The sequence below is a fragment of the Metabacillus schmidteae genome (assembly GCF_903166545.1).
GTDB lineage: Bacteria > Bacillota > Bacilli > Bacillales > Bacillaceae > Metabacillus > Metabacillus schmidteae.
The window spans coordinates 241,688-257,912 of the sequence record NZ_CAESCH010000001.1; the positions used below are offsets into that span (position 1 = coordinate 241,688).

Here is a 16,225-nt window from a genome sequence, read left to right on the forward strand (position 1 = left end):
TGTGCAATTGGATAAGCAAATGCTAAGCATTATGTTTGAGGAGAAGGAAGAGAAGTTCACCGGTGAAGAAGTAGCTGTTTTTAAAAGATATATTGAAGAAAACGTAGCTTATTCTGAGAACATTTTTGAGTTTTTAGAGGAGAATTTATCATACTACTCGGCTCGTTATACAAGTGAACACTATTTCTCACCATCAGAATACTTTCATGTGAATTCAAATCCTGTTTCTTCCGATGAATTTTTAAAAAATATGGACCTGTATGAAAAATCTATTGAGTGGCATAGTTCAACTGTTCATCCACAAGACTCGGAATATGTCATGAGAAAAGAAAAATATGTTGATTTGGGAGATTTTCCACTAACCATTAAAGAACTCATAGCTCATTTAAACGAATATAGTAAACAAGGATATTTTATGATTGATTTGCTGATCCTTGTTCATAATGAAATATACCAATACCTTCCGCAAAAGGACTTTTTATTTAAATGGAAAAATACTTCACAGATAAAAGAAAAATTAAAACAGCATCAATATTTTTCTTTCAGGTCTCTTTCAAAGGAAATCGTAGAAGATGAAAATTCTATTATCCTACTTCCTATTTTTACTCCTATTCGAAAAATGCTGTTTTTAGGAGAGTATGGGTATAAAAATGGTTTAATCCAATATGGAAGAATCTTAGAAAGAATTAGCCAGCATCTCGAAAAAACTGGACAACCCTTTGAACATATAGAGTACCTTGATACTAGTAAAGTAAACGAAATACTTCATCTTGACGGAGTAGAAAGAAGCATTATGGAAGTTTTTATTACGAAATCTTAAGAAAGGGGCTGAAGACTCTATGGAAGGAACAAGAATAAAGGAAATTCCGGATAAACTGCAACAAATAAAAGAACAGCTACTAGATGTGACAGATATGGACCAAGTAAAGGTTGCCCATGAAATAATTGATGATACACCTTACAAAACGAAGAATTACATGAAATATATGCATGATGAGTATTACATCCAGCATAATAAAGAACATATTATTAAACAATCGCATAAAAAAATACCTCTTAAGGTGAATAGTGAACGATTTCAGAACAAAATGGTTTCACATCTAATTTCCAACAGACATTCACTGAGAGATTATGAAAACAAAAAAGTAGATTTTGAAACCTTCAGTAACATCATTCACTATAGCTTTGGTGTAAAGAACTATGGATTAGGTGCATATAATCAAAAGAAATATCCATTTAAGTATACTAACTCACAAGGCGGTCTTAACTATCTTGATTTGTACATAGTGGTCAATAATGTTGAAGGATTAGAGCAGGGCTTATATTACTACGATTTTATAAATGATGAACTTTGCTTAATGGACATTGGTAACATGAGGCCGCTTATTAACGAAATTAACTTTCAAAATGAATTTACAGTATACAGTAATTTTATCTGTTTCATCGTGGCAGATATGGAAAGAGTTGTTCCGAAGTATTATAAGAGAGCATACCGTTTTTCCCATGTTGATACAGGAATTCTAGCTGCCTATTTACAGCTAATTGCAGAATATCATGATTTGGGGTCCTGTTCTGTTGCCGGATATTTAGAACATAAATTAGAGGAGTTGCTTGACCTTTCAAGCAATGATTATCCTATTCTATCGATTTGTTTTGGATATAAGCCAGAGGAGGTTTAGGAAATCGTTATCCTACAAATATTACTCCTTATGATCCTTATGTTCATTCTTAGAAAGAATAGAAAAGCACCATATCTATATGCAGGTACATTAGCTATATGTATCACAACAAACATTTTCTTATTAAACTCTATACATTTTAATCTATCGTTTTCTATCTTGACGGTATTTATCGTTGTTATGCTTTCTTTTCTGTTTTTTATGCTTGATTTTTTCATTCTAAATATGATTACTCAAAAAGTCATACTTATAGATCTTTCCTACTATTTTAAAGGAAAAGTCCATTTTCCAGCATTCTTTCTATCCCTCATCATAGGGATACAAGAAGAGTTACTGTTTCGATATTATCTATTTCAAGACAATGATTATTCTGATCTTTTACTGCTTTTTTTGGGAAGCATTTGTTTTGGATTGATTCATATCTCTTTCTCCTACTATGATGTTTTTTCCAAAGCAATATTAAGTTTGATCTGTGGAGTGATATTTCTTTTGACAAATAGTATCCTCCTATCCATCCTCTTTCATGGAATTTATAATTATTTAACCTTAAAAAATAAATCATCAAAATCGGAGGTTGTTACTGTTGCAAGTTAACGTAAACTCCTTAGTCAAAAGCTACGGTGATAAAACAGTATTGGATGGCATTAACTTATCTTTACAAAATCCCGGGGTGTATTTAATTGCCGGACCAAATGGAAGTGGAAAAACGACCCTTCTCGAAATCCTTGTCGGGCTTCGACATTATAACGATGGGCAGGTGACAATTAACGACAGTAGAGTTGATCACATTAATATAAGAAACTATGTGGGATTTCTCACACAAAGTAATACTCTCCGCAAAAATTGTACCGTGGCAGAGGAATTAAATCTTATAAAAGACTTATTTAAGTTAGATATCGACACGTACGATTATTTGAAAGAGTTTAAACTGCAGGAATACTATCATCAAAAAACAAAAATGTTGTCCGGCGGAACAAAAAGAAGAGTACTAATTGCCATGTTATTCATGCCCAAGTATCGCATTGTTGTACTGGATGAACCTGTTTCAGGACTTGATACATTTAGTCGAGATGAAATATGGAATATGATTCGGGATTATTCACAAGACAATATTGTTATTGTTTCTGATCACTATTTAAATCAGGCTGCACAATATAGTGACTATGTATATCTATTGAATAAAGGAAAAGTCGTCCTTCACGGCAACACAAATGAGCTAATTGAAGATTTTGAACGGGGCTTCGTCATTAAAACAAGAAAACATTATTTACAAGAACTTAAGCAATACATAAATGAAGGAAATTCACAACTTGATTTAAAAGTTTCCGGTTCGGTCTATAACTTCTTTATAAAGAAAGAGGATTACGATACCTTTCATTCAGTAAATTCTTCCGCAAAATTCAACATGCATCCAGTAAATTTGGAAGATATTTATTTTTATCACACAGGAGAGTTAATGAAGGAAACGGAGTGAGATCATATGAGGACTCAAATGGCCTTTTATAAAGTGGAAATGAGAGCATTACTGCGAGAACCTGTTTCAATTTTTTTCATGATTATTTTACCTATTATATTGACCATCGTCTTTGGCGGGGCTTTCGGAAGAGAGATGACTCAATATGGAGAAAATGTATTAGGAATTGATACAGTTGTTCCTGTCAATATTGTGTTCCTCCTTGCAAATGCCGGGTTAATGGGAATTCCGATAACCATTTTGGAACTAAAGGAGCAGGGAGTATTAAAAAGATACAGTACCTATCCGATCAATATTAGAAGTTATTTCTCTGCTTTAGTTCTCACCTTTTCAACTTTTAGTATTCTATCTACATTTCTTTTTGTTACATTGTCATTTGTCGCATACGGTGCATCTTTTTACATGAATGGCATTGAGATACTATATTTCATTCTTCTCTACTTATTGATCATTTATATTTTTTATGCAATGGGCTTTTTAATTGCGTTATTTATTAAATCTGCAAGAACAGCTAATTTAGTTTCTTCAGGTCTTTTTATGGCACTGCTATTCACTTCTGGAATTGTCCTACCATTGGATTCATTACCAGAATATGTACAATATGCAGCAAAAATATTTCCGATGTCACACAGTATAGAGGTTATTCAAATGCTTTGGATTAGTGAACTTTCAATTAATGAATCTTTTGGTAGCCTATTATACTTATTCTTACTGGCAGCCGTTCTATTTATCGTATTAAGGAGTGTGAAGGTTAGATGGGACTCGTAAATGAAAAGAAAAGAGTAAAGGTCACTATTCAAAATAAACGAAAAATTTCAGAACCTCCTTTTCTTGAATATGAGGATTTCACCAATTATAAAGAGATGAGCAGCTACTTAGGATATTTTAATCTTATTAAAAAACTTGATATTGTCATGGCACCCTCTTCAGAAATTCCATTGTACATCGGAAATTGTGAATTCATGAATATCAACTATTTCTTTAATTATTTACTCAGACGAACAAGCATGAGTGTAAAGTTAAATGAATCTATCTTTGCCGGTGGAAAAGGGTTTACTTTATACAAAGCTATTTGTTCTTCCCTTGGAGAGGCATTTGAAAGACTTATGGCATGCCTTGAATATTTTGAACAAAAGGAACTCATTGAACTGGGATCTTATCATGACCTGCAGAAAAAAGGAATGAACGCCATTCATCCTCATGACATTAGGAATTTTTCAGCAGATCAATTTATGGATGAAAACTTTTTATTTGAAGAGTTCCATGAAGACACCTATACCAGCTGGATAAAGATGGAGGAATTAAATTCTGGAGATATCGTCTATATACCAGCTTGCCTTATTCTTATGTACTATAAACCCCAAACTCCAGAAGAAAAGAGAATAGGTTATGCTACTTCAGGTGGTCTTACATCCCATTACTTAGAGCACCATGGTATTGGGCACGGTCTGATGGAAATTATAGAACGGCATGAAATAAATCTATCTTGGTACTGCCAGGTAAAACCCGAAGAGATTATCATTGATAAAATTCATAATAAACAATTAGAGAGATTTAAAGATTATATTAAAGAAAAAAACATCCGTTTCTTTAGACACAATGTGGATCAGCAAAATTTTCATGTCATTACAGCCATGTCCTTTGACGATGATATGACCAAATACTCCTTTAATACTGGAGGGGGAATTTCATCAGACATTGAAAAAGCAATACTTGCTTCAATGGAAGAATATACACAAGCCGTTAATAATACGCGAAAGATCGTTTATGCTCCTAACTGGCTGACATCTAAATTTTCAAATGGAGTATTGGATGTTAATGAGGATGATGATCCTAAACATTTCAAGACATTCTATCAAGCAGTTTCATACTATGGACTTAAGAGTAATCAGCATAAGTTGAATTGGTATGTAAAAGGGAATCAACAGAGACTACTTTCTGATATAAAAGAGAATCAAACAAATCAAAACATTCTTGATTACGTAAAAAAGCACCACCTTAACCCTTATATCTCCAGACTACTGATAGGAGATCGTTTTAAACATATTTATATCTCCAAAGTATTTATGAAAGAATTTACCCCTGCATTTATCGCGGGCGTACCTGTCCTTGGCCATGAGAAATATGACGAATACTTAGCAGAAGGTGTAGACATTAATAATGAGATCCTGCCATTCCCTTAACCTATTAATCTATTTATTAAAAGGAGGTGAGAATATGAAGGTAATCAAAAAAGTTGAAGACCAAAAGGACTTCAACGCAAGTGCATTATCACCAGGCGGATGGTGCTGCTCTTGCTGCTGCTGGTGCTGGGTAAACATCTTCAATTAATTTGTTTGAAGGAGGGGGAGTATTTGCGAGATACTCCCTTTTCCTATACCTATCACTATTTTATTCTACTCTCAATAAATTATACATTGTTTTTTGCTTTTTCTGAACAATGAAAAGTATTCCTGATTCTAATCAGTTCATAACATCATTTTTATTATAAAAATGATACCCTTTTATATGAGTTTTTAATCTCCTTCTTACAATACTTGATTCTGGACGTTTTTCAGGGAAAGTTAATTCAGGTTTTTGATCCTATTTTTGGAGTTGCTTCTAAATTTGTATTCTGAAGCTGTTGTTTTGCAAGCTTTCTATATAATTCATGATGTTCAATTAATTCATAATGTGTACCGATACCTGTAATATTCCCACCATCTAAAACAATAATTTGATCTGCATCAATAACAGTTGATAAACGGTGTGCGATAACAAGTGTTGTTCTACCTCTCATTAAACGTTTAAGTGCATGTTGAACAAGATGTTCTGAAGCACTATCTAAATTAGAAGTTGCTTCATCTAATAAAAGAATTTTCGGATCACGTATTAAAGCACGGGCAATCGCAATTCGTTGTCTTTGTCCTCCTGATAGCTTTATCCCCCGTTCGCCAACCTCTGTATCAAATTTCTGTGGAAGTCGAGAAATAAAATCTAAAGCATTGGCGAGATCTGCCGCTACTTCTATTTCTTTCTCTGCAACTTCTCTTTCCATACCGTATATAATATTATTCCGAATTGTTCCTGACATGAGCGGACTCTCCTGAGATACATAGCTAAATTGACTACGCCATGACTTAAGGTTGAAATCCTTTATATTTGTATCACCAAGTAAGATTTCTCCTGACGTTGGAATATAAAATCTTTCTAGTAAGGCAAATAAGGTTGTTTTACCACTCCCGCTTGGACCGACAAATGCGGTGGTCTTTCCAGTAGGAATGGACAATATCATATTTCTTAGGATAGAAGTTCCTTTTTTATATCCAAAGTTAATATCTTTAAAATGAATATCCTGAGAAGGGTTTTGAACAATAAGGTTATCTTCACTCGGTTCTCTATTAAGAGATAGAATGTATTGAACTCGTTCAGCTCCTCCCATTGCCTTCTGAAAAGCTGTAAAAAACCCTGCCATTTGGCTAAAAGGAACTACAATTTGAAACATATAAATGATTATGGCTACGAGAGAACCTGCTGTTAAAGCACCGGAAGCTACTTGAACACCGCCGTAACCAATTAGGAGAACAAGTACGAGCATCATCGTAAATGACATGAAAGGTGTAATAACAGCAAGAATTTTTGCTTCCTTTAAACCATATTGGAATAAGTGATGTATAAGGTCATTTCCTCTTCGTTGTTCTGTTTTCTCTGCAACAAAAGCCTTAACAAGTCGAATATCAGTTAAAACTCTTCCTAAATTTGCAGAAAACCCTGCCATCTCATCTTGTGTTAGCTGTGAAACTTTATACATCTTTTGTCCCAGCGGCATAATAATCGCAATTGATAGTGGAACAGCAATGAGCATAATTAATGTCATTTTCCAATCAATAAAAAGGAGAATGATGACCGAACCTACAATAGTGATTAGTCCAGTAATAAAAGTAATTAAGTGTTGCGTAATTAGCGTTTTAATTGTATTTGTATCTTGGGTTATCCGGCTCATCGTATCTCCTGACTCATGTTGGTCAAAATAAGGTATTGGTGAATGGAGAACATGTTCCCAAAGTCGCTTTCTTATAGATGCAACAATTGATTCTCCTAAATATGTCATAAAATAATAGGAAAGTCCTGATGATATTGTTTGCACAATAAACGCAACAGCCAATAAAAGAATAACCGACACCTCTAAAGCTGATTGGGAAAGCTGATCTACCAATGATTTTGTAAATAGAGGAACAATTAGCCCAGCCCCAGTCTCAAGCAAGCTAAGAACAACGGCCACACAAAATATTGTTACAGGTGGTTTTGAATTTTTAATAAGGGCCCAAAATTCACCAATATGATTCGCTTTAGGAAGATTCTTTTTCTCCATTTCCATCTTGTAAATCTACTCCTTTCCTTTTTAAGTAAGCATTTAAGGCACTCGCAATCCATTCCTCCTCTTCAGCTGAAAAAGGGGAATGGAATAGCCATACATCATCCTCTACTTCTTTTTCAGAAATTTCCTGAACAAACGCAAGATCATCACCTGTTAACTCTTTTACAAGTGCCATCATTTCACCAATGAGATCTTGAACACGCTGATCATCCGGATCAAGGTTACGTAGTTTTTTTAAATCCATTGAAATTTCCACCCATTTTTTCTCTACTTCCAACTGCTTACTTTCGGAAACATCGTATATAGTTTCAATCAGATCGCCATCTATATAATTCTTTAACCACTCTTTTTGTTCGTGTTCCATTTGAATCGTACTAATAAGGGAAATAAAGATAGACGGCTCAATTTCCTTACGATCTTCTATTATATGAAGGGCATGATCTAAAGCTTTAATCACATTTTCAATTTGTTTTTTCTTTTGAACCATTTTACTTTTCTGAAAGAAAAGAGTCTCCTTTAAATCCCAAGTTTCTTCTTGAAAAAACTCCTTAATTTGCTCAAGTGAATATCCTAAAAATTTTAATGTAAGAATTTTTTGTAATGTAATAAGATCACTATTGGTGTAATAACGCCGGCCTTTATCTGTCACATATGAAGGTTTTAATAAATTTAATTCATCATAATAATGCAACGTTCGAATGGTTGTTGCTGTCTTCTTGGAAAATTCACCAATTGAATAACTCTCCCCCATGTAGGATCCCTCCATTTAAGTTTCTATTATTATCTTAAAACCTAACGTTACGTGAGAAGCAAGTAAAAAATATAAATAGGTATATCTTATTTCAAATGAAATCACTCCCTGTATTCACGAAATATACATAAATTAGAAAACTTACAAATTACGACAAAATCATTATCTTTTTTCTAGTAAAATTGTAGTTAAAGTTTAATAATAGGGTAAAATAACTGTAAACTTTGTAATAATATCAACAAGATAAGATTTCGATGTCGAAGTTATACTGGGGGAAAGAGTATGGGAAACACTGCAGAACAACCTTTTAAAGAAAATGATCAAGCAAATAAAAAACCAGTTAAGTGGTATAAAAATTGGAAATTGATCACAACGGTAATTGTCCTTTTTATTGCACTCATCTTGGCATTTATTAGCTATTATCAAGCAAATCACTTTAACGCGCATATAAAAATTAATGGTATAAGTGTTAGTCATTTAACTGCTGATGAGACACTGAATAAGTTGCAAACAACCGTTCTAACAAATGAAGTTTATGTTGGAAACGAATTAATCGTAGATGGAAAAGATACTAAGATGGTTTTTACAGAAGATGATTTATCAGAAGTTAAAAAGCTATTAAAAAAACAATGGACATTCTTCCCTTCTTTTATAGAAAAAAATTATTCATTAGTACCTGGCAAACAGGATCAATATCGTAACGACATCCTGCGAAATGAGTTTGAACAAAAACTTATCTCAATGAATAAAAATTTAAAGGCTCCTAAAGATGCACAAGCTGTACTTGAAAACGGAGAAGTTATTATTACAAAGAGTATTGATGGTACGCAATATGATGTTACTAATCTATTAAAAGAATATGATAAGCAGAAATATACTCATGATATTCACCTGAATTCTTCATTCATTCTTCCACTCAAGGAAGACAGTGAGGTTGTAAAAAAAGAAGAGCAAAAGCTAAAAGAGCTTCTACAGCATACTGTTGACTATAAGGTGCAGGATCAAGTTTATTCTTTAAAAGCCAGCAATCTCATTAAAAATGCCTCTGTCACAAAAGATTTAAAGGTTACGATTGATCCAGCAGATCTTACAAAGAAAATAACTGAAATTAATGACTCTCAATCCACATTGGACAAAAATTTTACCTTTAAAACCCATTCTGGTAAAGTGATTTCAGTGAAAGGACAAGGCTATGGATGGGCACTTGATGTTGAAAAAGAAACAGCACTTGTGCAAGATGCTTTTGAAAAAGGAGAAAAATCAGTATCTGCAGCTAATATTTATGGAAATGGTTGGAGCAATGAGGGATATGGCTATGAAACTATTACAAATGGCGGTATTGGTGATACCTATGCTGAAGTATCGATTAAAGAACAGCGTATTTGGCTTTATAAAGACGGAAAACAAGTACTAACAACAAATGTGGTTACCGGTAAGCACAGTACACAGGAAGATACATCTCCTGGAGTGTGGTATATCCTCTATAAAAGAACACCATACACCCTCACAGGAAGCTCTGCAGGTAATCCTAATTACTCTATAAAAGTAGATTATTGGGCACCTTTCACAAATAGTGGACAAGGCTTCCACGATGCCAGCTGGCGAACTAACTGGGGAAGCAATGCCTATTTAACAGCCGGTTCGGGTGGTTGTGTCAATGTCCCTCCTAATGTTATGAAGGCTGTTTATGATAATCTGGAAACATATGATCCAGTTGTTGTCTATTAGGAAATACTTCCTTTCTATATAATTGGAACTAAAAAAAGAGGGATGTTGATCCCTCTTTTTCATTTCTCCAAAGATTCGAGCTGTAAGTTAGTCATTATTGCCGTTACATCTAACTAAATTGCTCAGAAGTTAATATTCACTTTCCTATTCACCAGAGAAAAACTCCATTGGAACAGTTACTAATTCCGGAATAAGGATTAATAAGAATAAGATCACGACTTCTACAATCAGGAACGGAGTTATCGCCTTAATTAAACGTTCCATGCTTATTTTACCTGCACCAACTGCAACGTTTAAAACGGTTCCGACCGGTGGAGTCAGAAGTCCAATAACATTGTTTAATACGAACAATAGACCAAAGTAAACCGGGTTGATTCCTGCTGCTTCAACAACAGGCATTAACACTGGTGTTAAAATCAAGATGGTTGGATTTACGTCCATAGCCATACCGACCAAAATAATAATAATATTAATGACGATTAAAAGCAGTAACGGTTGATCAATTAAAGGACTTAAAATTGATGAAATTTCTTGTGGTACATTCCCTACTGCCATCAACCATGCGGATACCATTGCCGCTGCTGCTAACAACATAATGACACTTGATGTTTTCGCAGAACTAATTAAGCTCTCCATGATATCTTTTGGTTTTAAGTCACGATAGATAAACATCCCAATTACTAAAGCGTATACAACAGCAATTACACCAGCCTCAGTAGGAGTAAAAAATCCACCTCTAAGACCTACTAAAATACCAACAGGCATTAAAATCGCCCAAACAGCATCTAAACATGCTTTTGCCATTTCTTTAAAACTAGAACGTGGTAATGCTTTAACTTTATCCTTACGAGCTACCCATGCCCAAACAAGACATAGAGCAACAGCGATATAAATTGAAGGGGCTATTCCCGCGATAAACAAGTCGGTAACGGATACACCTGCTGTTACACCAAAGACAATCATCGGAACAGATGGAGGCATAATTGGTGACACAATGTTACCGCTTGCGATTAATGCCGTTGACCGGCCACGATCATATCCAGCCTGTGTCATCATTGGGATTAGGATAGCTCCTAATGCAGCAGTTGATGCAACAGCCGAACCTACTAAACTTGCAAATAATAAAATAGCTAAAATCGATACATACCCTAGACCGCCACGAATATGACCAACAAGTGATGTGGCTGCACGAACAATCCGTAACGTTAGTCCGCCGCGGTTCATTAAATCACCGGCTAAAATAAAGAATGGGATCGCCATTAAAGAGAAACTATCGGCTCCAACAAACAAATTTTGTGAAATAATCTGCGTATCAAAATCCCCTAGAAAAAACATCATGATGACACCGCTTAATAGCAGTGAAAAAGCAATCGGCATTCCTATAGCCATTGCAGCAATCAGACTTACTATAAAAACGAGCATTGTCATTGCCTAATCCCCCTTAGTTGCCCAATTTATCTGTGGAATTGGTTTTATCGCTGTTAACCTGTTCAACAATATCATCATCTTCTGATTCATGCAGTGTAACAAGTTCATCAATTTTAGATGGATCTTTTATTACCTTAATGATGTTTGCAATACAGTTAATTCCAATACAAACAGCCGTCACAATCATAATACTGTAAAGAATAGATAATGGAATTCCAGTTGCAGCTGCTCTTGCTTCCACACTCTGAACAACCATCTTAGATGTTCCTTGAACAAGCATTCCCATGACAACAAGAATTAACGATTGATTTAAGTAATAGGCAACAATCTTTCCTTTATGCGGCAAGCGTCGAATAACAATATCCATTCCTAAGTGAGAATTGGATCGCATTGCCCCAATGGCACCGATAAAGGTAATAAAAACAAATAAATAACGAGCAAGTTCTTCTGACCACACAAGACCTGAATTAAACCCGGCACGTAGAATGACATTTAGAAATACTAATCCAACCATCAATGCCATCATGATTCCCAATAAATAATCTACATTTTTGAAAAGCTTATCCAAAAAATTGGACATAATCCTTCCCTCCTTGTTCAAAAACCAATTCTCCTACTCAACAGCCTGAATTCGTTTAATCAAATCTTCTGCCCAATCGTATTTCTCGTAAAGTGTTTCATATACCGGATCCATCGCCTTCACCAATTTTGCTCTATCCTCTTCTGTTGGAACCACATATGTTAAGCCATTTTCCTCCAGGAATTTTCTATCTTCCTCAAGACTTTTTTGATATAAATCCCAGCTTTTATCTGATGTTGCATCAGCAACCTCTTGGAAAATTTCCTTTTCTTCCTCTGTCAACGTTTCCCAAAACTCGTTGGACATTAACAATTCAATTGAAGAGACCATATGGTTCGACTCATAAATATGATCCTGAACGTTATACCAGCCTTCTTGTCTAACCGTTGAAATTGGGTTATCCTGACCATCAACTACATTTTGCTCTAATGCAGTAAACACTTCTCCCAAATCCATAATTTGAGCATTTGCTCCAAGAGACTGTGCAACCTGAACGTGAATTGGGTTATTTGGCATTCTTAATTTAAGTCCTTGAAAATCTTCTATTGAATTAATTGGTTTGCTTGAGCTAAAAACGCGTGCACCATTTGGATGCCATGATAAAAATTGAAGAGGCTCCTGTGATTCTAAATTCTCTGCAATATACTCCCCAACTTCTCCTTGATATACTTTTCTAGCATGCTCAACGTCTCTAAAAATAAATGGAAAGTCAGGAGTCGACATCATTGGAACTTCACTCCACATAACAGTACCAACTGCCGTAGCTTCAACGATTCCACTGCGGGTAAAATCATATAATTGCTTTTCTCCACCAATCTGGCCGGAATGATAAATTTGCACATTAAACTTTCCGTCTGTCATTTTTTCAATTTCCGGTTCGAATACCTCTAACAATGCAACATTCACCGGATGTGAAGCTGCAAAAGGAGTACCTACTTTCACTAGAGTACTTTGACCTGCAACTGCATTAGAGCTGCAACCTGAGAGTGCTACCATTCCTGTTAATAGTGCAACCCCTGCTAAACCCTTCATGATGATTTTTTTCATTTCTTATACCCCCATCTCCTAACTCTGATTTAAAGCGCTGTCATTTTCCACTCAGATAAAAACGGTTTTTTTACCTATTCCGTCCACATTAAAAGGAGAGAATACAGGGGGTACCCCCCATATTCCAATATTCAAAAACCTAAACCCCTGAGTAAGCCATAAACCCGCCATCAACAGGAACGGTAATACCTGTTACAAACCCTGAACAAGATTCATCAACAAGCCAGATTAATGTTCCTAGAAGATCTTCTGGTTTTCCAAAACGTTTCATTGGTGTATGTGTAATAATTTTGTTTGAACGTGATGTAAGAGATCCATCTTCATTTAATAATAGATTACGATTCTGCTGGGTTAAGAAAAAGCCCGGTGAGATACTATTTACACGTAAACCAGTTTCAGCAAAGTGTACAGACATCCACATCGTGAAATTATTGATAGCACTTTTAGCTGCGCTATAAGCCGGAACCTTTGTCATTGGTGAATATGAGCTCATGGATGAGATATTGATAATCGATGGAGCATCTTGTTCCAAAAGTGCTTCACCAAATACTTGGCTCGCTAAAAATGTCCCGGTAAAGTTGCTCGCAAATACCTGTGAAAATCCTGATTCATCGAGATCAAAAAATGTTTTGCCTTCCACTTTTTCTCCATACGTTTCATTTGCAGTAATGGCATCAGGATGATTTCCACCTGCCCCATTTATTAAAATATCAATCTTTCCAAATTGCTTAATAATTTCATCTCTTGCCTTTTCTAAAGAAGCCCGATCAAGAACATTTGCTGCTAACGCAATGGCACTTCCGCCTTTAGAGCGAATATCTTCTGCAACTGCCTCTCCTTTTTCAACTGTACGATTTAAGATGGCTACTTTTACTCCGTGTCTTGAAAGCTCACGGCACATTTCCGAACATAAAACCCCACTTCCGCCAGTAACAACAGCAACTCGTCCATTTAAGTTTTCATGTATAGGTAACATTACACATTCTCCTTTTTCAATTTAAAATAAGCATCCCAAAGACCATTTAAATACATAATCCCAAGTGCCCGATCGTACAATCCATATCCAGGACGGCAATCTTCCTCCCATATATGTCGACCGTGGTCAGGTCTTACATACCCTTGATAATCTTGCTCAGCAAGCTCCTTGACTACTCCTGCCAGATCAACTGATCCATCTGCTGTAAGGTGAGATGTTTCAATAAAATCACCATTTTCAAATATCTTCACATTGCGAAGATGGGAAAACGGAGAATACTTTGCGTATTTAGCAACAAGATCCACCATATCATTTGCCGGATTTGAACCTAAGGAGCCTGTGCAAAATGTAATTCCGTTTGAAGGAGAATTGGATATTTCTGTTAATCTCCTTAAACTTTCTTCCCCTGTCATAATTCGAGGCAGTCCAAATAAGCTCCATGGCGGATCATCCGGATGAATCGCCATTTTAATGTCACATTCTTCACATACAGGAAGAATTTCTAATAAGAAATAACGCAGATTTTCCCAGAGTTTTTCCTCATCAATTTCTTTATACGCCTCAAACAATTCTTGAGTTGCTGCTAATTTTTCAGGTTCCCATCCAGCTAACGTCATTTTTGAAGAAGCACTAGCAAAGGTTTCGATTAACTCTTTCGGTCCAAGCGTATCCAGCTTTGCTTTTTCATAAAATAGAGCCGTTGACCCATCTGGAAGCGGGTGAAATAAATCAGTACGGATCCAATCAAATACAGGCATAAAGTTATAACAAATCACTTTTACGTTAAACTTACTCAAATTTCGGATCGTCTGTTTATAATTTTCAATATAGTAATCTCGCTCTTCAATACCAAGCTTAATTGATTCATGAATGTTTACACTTTCAACTACTTCCGCATGAAAACCATATGATTGGATGTACTCAACTTCTTCATGAATTTCATCAATCGTCCACACTTCACCAACCTGTTTTTTGTGCAGCGCCCAAACAATTCCCTTAACATTCGGAATTTGTCTTATTTGTTCAAGTGACACGGTATCATTATCTCTGCCATACCAACGAAATGTCATATTCATAAAAAGTACACCTACTTTTGTCAAATAATCTCTGTTTAAAAATAGAATCTACTATTTTTTAAATGGTGAATCACTTTCTTTACTCAAATATGATCAATGCTTTTCTTACGATGTCTGGATTTTCCTCTACAAAAGTAAAAGCTTCCTTTACATCACTTGAAGCAAATTTATGAGTGATCAAGCCATTTTCTTTTAGCTTATTTTCATTTAATAATGTAACAACTTTTTCAAATTGATTGGTTTGAAGACGGGACCCAACAAGAGTTAATTCCTTCTTTGTAATTGGTAATTGTGGAATTTCGGATGGACGTTCATCAAAACCAAGAACAACGACAGTACCAGCAACAGATGCGACGTCTAAACTTAACGCGAATGTTGAAGGTAAACATACGGCATCAATGACAACATTGGCACCTTCGCCTTTTGTTAGCTCCATTACTCTTTCTTCAATAGATTCGCTTCCGGCATTAATCACATAATCCGCACCATTTTCTTTTGCAAATGCAAGACGTTCTTCTTTTAAATCAGACATGATGACTGTAGCTCCTGCAAGCTTCGCCATTTTCAAGATACAAATGCCAATCGGTCCTGATCCCTGGATGAAGACAGTATCGCCTTCTTCTACGTTTCCACGCCATACAGCTTGAGCACCAATTGTATAAGGCTCAGCCAAAACAATTTCATCCCAGTCCAATGACGGATCCACTGCATGAAGTTGTTTTTCAGGAAGCACGATAAATTCACGCATTCCTCCATCCTCATGAACGCCAAAAACAGAAAGTTCATTACATACATTCGGACGTCCTTTTCGACATGCATAGCACTTGCCACAATAACGAATTGGCTCTACGACAACATGGTCACCCGGTTTTAAGTTGGTGACAGCTTCACCAACAGACACAACTTCTCCTGCAACCTCGTGACCAACCACTCGGGGATATGTAGCAAGCGGATTTGTTCCATGGTAAATATGCATATCTGATCCACAAATTCCTACTCGCTTTATTTTCACAAGTACTTCAGTTGGATTACTAATAACTGGAACCTCAACTTCTTCTAAAACAATCTCTCCTGGCTTTGGAATACGAACAGCTTTCATAGAAAACACTCCTATTCTAAAAATTTTCTT

15 protein-coding genes are annotated in these 16,225 nt (G+C 35.6%); 7 read left to right on the top strand and 8 right to left on the bottom strand.

The features are described 5' to 3' along the window. Positions 1-7 precede the first annotated feature (7 nt). From HWV59_RS01080 to HWV59_RS01105, 6 genes are all read left to right on the top strand, one after another. On the top strand, positions 8-820 hold the full coding sequence (locus tag HWV59_RS01080; RefSeq protein ID WP_102231734.1) for a hypothetical protein: 813 nt from the start codon (positions 8-10) through the stop codon (positions 818-820). 19 nt (positions 821-839) lie between these two features. Next, entirely contained in the window at positions 840-1,679 is an 840-nt protein-coding gene (locus HWV59_RS01085) for a SagB family peptide dehydrogenase (RefSeq protein ID WP_175637888.1), read from the top strand. A gap of 225 nt (positions 1,680-1,904) precedes the next feature. Beyond that, positions 1,905-2,273 (top strand): CPBP family intramembrane glutamic endopeptidase, encoded by a 369-nt coding sequence (locus tag HWV59_RS27470; protein WP_407941607.1) that lies wholly within the window; start codon positions 1,905-1,907, stop codon positions 2,271-2,273. After that, positions 2,263-3,153: an ABC transporter ATP-binding protein gene (locus HWV59_RS01095; protein ID WP_102231737.1), complete on the top strand. Its 891-nt coding sequence runs from the start codon at positions 2,263-2,265 to the stop codon at positions 3,151-3,153. Before HWV59_RS27470 ends, HWV59_RS01095 begins: the two co-directional genes overlap by 11 nt. A 6-nt stretch (positions 3,154-3,159) precedes the next feature. Beyond that, positions 3,160-3,921 (top strand): ABC transporter permease, encoded by a 762-nt coding sequence (locus HWV59_RS01100; protein WP_175637890.1) that lies wholly within the window; start codon positions 3,160-3,162, stop codon positions 3,919-3,921. After that, complete coding sequence (locus HWV59_RS01105) at positions 3,909-5,336, top strand: YcaO-like family protein (protein WP_175637891.1); 1,428 nt, start codon at positions 3,909-3,911, stop codon at positions 5,334-5,336. The genes HWV59_RS01100 and HWV59_RS01105 overlap by 13 nt, the downstream gene beginning before the upstream one ends. Positions 5,337-5,722: 386 nt before the next feature. Here the strand turns inward: HWV59_RS01105 and HWV59_RS01110 are convergent, their stop codons facing one another. Further along, entirely contained in the window at positions 5,723-7,504 is a 1,782-nt protein-coding gene (locus HWV59_RS01110) for an ABC transporter ATP-binding protein (protein WP_102231815.1), read from the bottom strand. Beyond that, on the bottom strand, positions 7,482-8,261 hold the full coding sequence (locus tag HWV59_RS01115) for a MerR family transcriptional regulator (protein ID WP_102231740.1): 780 nt from the start codon (positions 8,259-8,261) through the stop codon (positions 7,482-7,484). Before HWV59_RS01115 ends, HWV59_RS01110 begins: the two co-directional genes overlap by 23 nt. Before the next feature lie 282 nt (positions 8,262-8,543). Here HWV59_RS01115 and HWV59_RS01120 point away from each other — a divergent pair, with 282 nt between their 5' ends. Beyond that, on the top strand, positions 8,544-9,989 hold the full coding sequence (locus tag HWV59_RS01120; RefSeq protein WP_175637892.1) for a L,D-transpeptidase family protein: 1,446 nt from the start codon (positions 8,544-8,546) through the stop codon (positions 9,987-9,989). A gap of 144 nt (positions 9,990-10,133) precedes the next feature. On the opposite strand, the gene HWV59_RS01125 is transcribed toward HWV59_RS01120, so the two are convergent. The 6 genes from HWV59_RS01125 to HWV59_RS01150 all read right to left on the bottom strand — a co-directional run bounded on the left by HWV59_RS01125 (position 10,134) and on the right by HWV59_RS01150 (position 16,195). Further along, entirely contained in the window at positions 10,134-11,417 is a 1,284-nt protein-coding gene (locus HWV59_RS01125; RefSeq protein ID WP_102231742.1) for a TRAP transporter large permease, read from the bottom strand. 13 nt (positions 11,418-11,430) lie between these two features. Continuing rightward, complete coding sequence (locus HWV59_RS01130; RefSeq protein WP_102231743.1) at positions 11,431-11,997, bottom strand: TRAP transporter small permease; 567 nt, start codon at positions 11,995-11,997, stop codon at positions 11,431-11,433. A 33-nt stretch (positions 11,998-12,030) separates the two neighbouring features. Next, positions 12,031-13,044 (bottom strand): TRAP transporter substrate-binding protein, encoded by a 1,014-nt coding sequence (locus tag HWV59_RS01135; RefSeq protein WP_102231744.1) that lies wholly within the window; start codon positions 13,042-13,044, stop codon positions 12,031-12,033. Between the two features lie 139 nt (positions 13,045-13,183). Continuing rightward, positions 13,184-14,020, bottom strand: coding sequence for an SDR family oxidoreductase (locus tag HWV59_RS01140; RefSeq protein ID WP_102231745.1), 837 nt, complete (start codon positions 14,018-14,020; stop codon positions 13,184-13,186). Further along, positions 14,020-15,096 carry a mannonate dehydratase gene (gene uxuA, locus HWV59_RS01145; RefSeq protein ID WP_102231746.1) on the bottom strand — a complete coding sequence of 359 codons (1,077 nt, stop codon included), beginning with the start codon at positions 15,094-15,096 and terminating at the stop codon, positions 14,020-14,022. The genes HWV59_RS01140 and uxuA overlap by 1 nt, the downstream gene beginning before the upstream one ends. A gap of 79 nt (positions 15,097-15,175) precedes the next feature. Then, positions 15,176-16,195 carry a zinc-binding alcohol dehydrogenase family protein gene (locus HWV59_RS01150; protein ID WP_175637893.1) on the bottom strand — a complete coding sequence of 340 codons (1,020 nt, stop codon included), beginning with the start codon at positions 16,193-16,195 and terminating at the stop codon, positions 15,176-15,178. Positions 16,196-16,225: the final 30 nt, after the last annotated feature.

Bases quoted from the DNA above. Each gene is read 5' to 3' on its own strand.
- HWV59_RS01085 (WP_175637888.1), top strand. From the start codon at position 840: ATGGAAGGAACAAGAATAAAGGAAATTCCGGATAAACTGCAACAAATA.
- HWV59_RS27470 (WP_407941607.1), top strand. From the start codon at position 1,905: ATGATTACTCAAAAAGTCATACTTATAGATCTTTCCTACTATTTTAAA.
- HWV59_RS01100 (WP_175637890.1), top strand. From the start codon at position 3,160: ATGAGGACTCAAATGGCCTTTTATAAAGTGGAAATGAGAGCATTACTG.
- HWV59_RS01105 (WP_175637891.1), top strand. From the start codon at position 3,909: ATGGGACTCGTAAATGAAAAGAAAAGAGTAAAGGTCACTATTCAAAAT.
- HWV59_RS01110 (WP_102231815.1), bottom strand. From the start codon at position 7,504: ATGGAGAAAAAGAATCTTCCTAAAGCGAATCATATTGGTGAATTTTGG.
- HWV59_RS01115 (WP_102231740.1), bottom strand. From the start codon at position 8,261: ATGGGGGAGAGTTATTCAATTGGTGAATTTTCCAAGAAGACAGCAACA.
- HWV59_RS01120 (WP_175637892.1), top strand. From the start codon at position 8,544: ATGGGAAACACTGCAGAACAACCTTTTAAAGAAAATGATCAAGCAAAT.
- HWV59_RS01125 (WP_102231742.1), bottom strand. From the start codon at position 11,417: ATGACAATGCTCGTTTTTATAGTAAGTCTGATTGCTGCAATGGCTATA.
- HWV59_RS01130 (WP_102231743.1), bottom strand. From the start codon at position 11,997: ATGTCCAATTTTTTGGATAAGCTTTTCAAAAATGTAGATTATTTATTG.
- HWV59_RS01135 (WP_102231744.1), bottom strand. From the start codon at position 13,044: ATGAAAAAAATCATCATGAAGGGTTTAGCAGGGGTTGCACTATTAACA.
- HWV59_RS01140 (WP_102231745.1), bottom strand. From the start codon at position 14,020: ATGTTACCTATACATGAAAACTTAAATGGACGAGTTGCTGTTGTTACT.
- uxuA (WP_102231746.1), bottom strand. From the start codon at position 15,096: ATGAATATGACATTTCGTTGGTATGGCAGAGATAATGATACCGTGTCA.
- HWV59_RS01150 (WP_175637893.1), bottom strand. From the start codon at position 16,195: ATGAAAGCTGTTCGTATTCCAAAGCCAGGAGAGATTGTTTTAGAAGAA.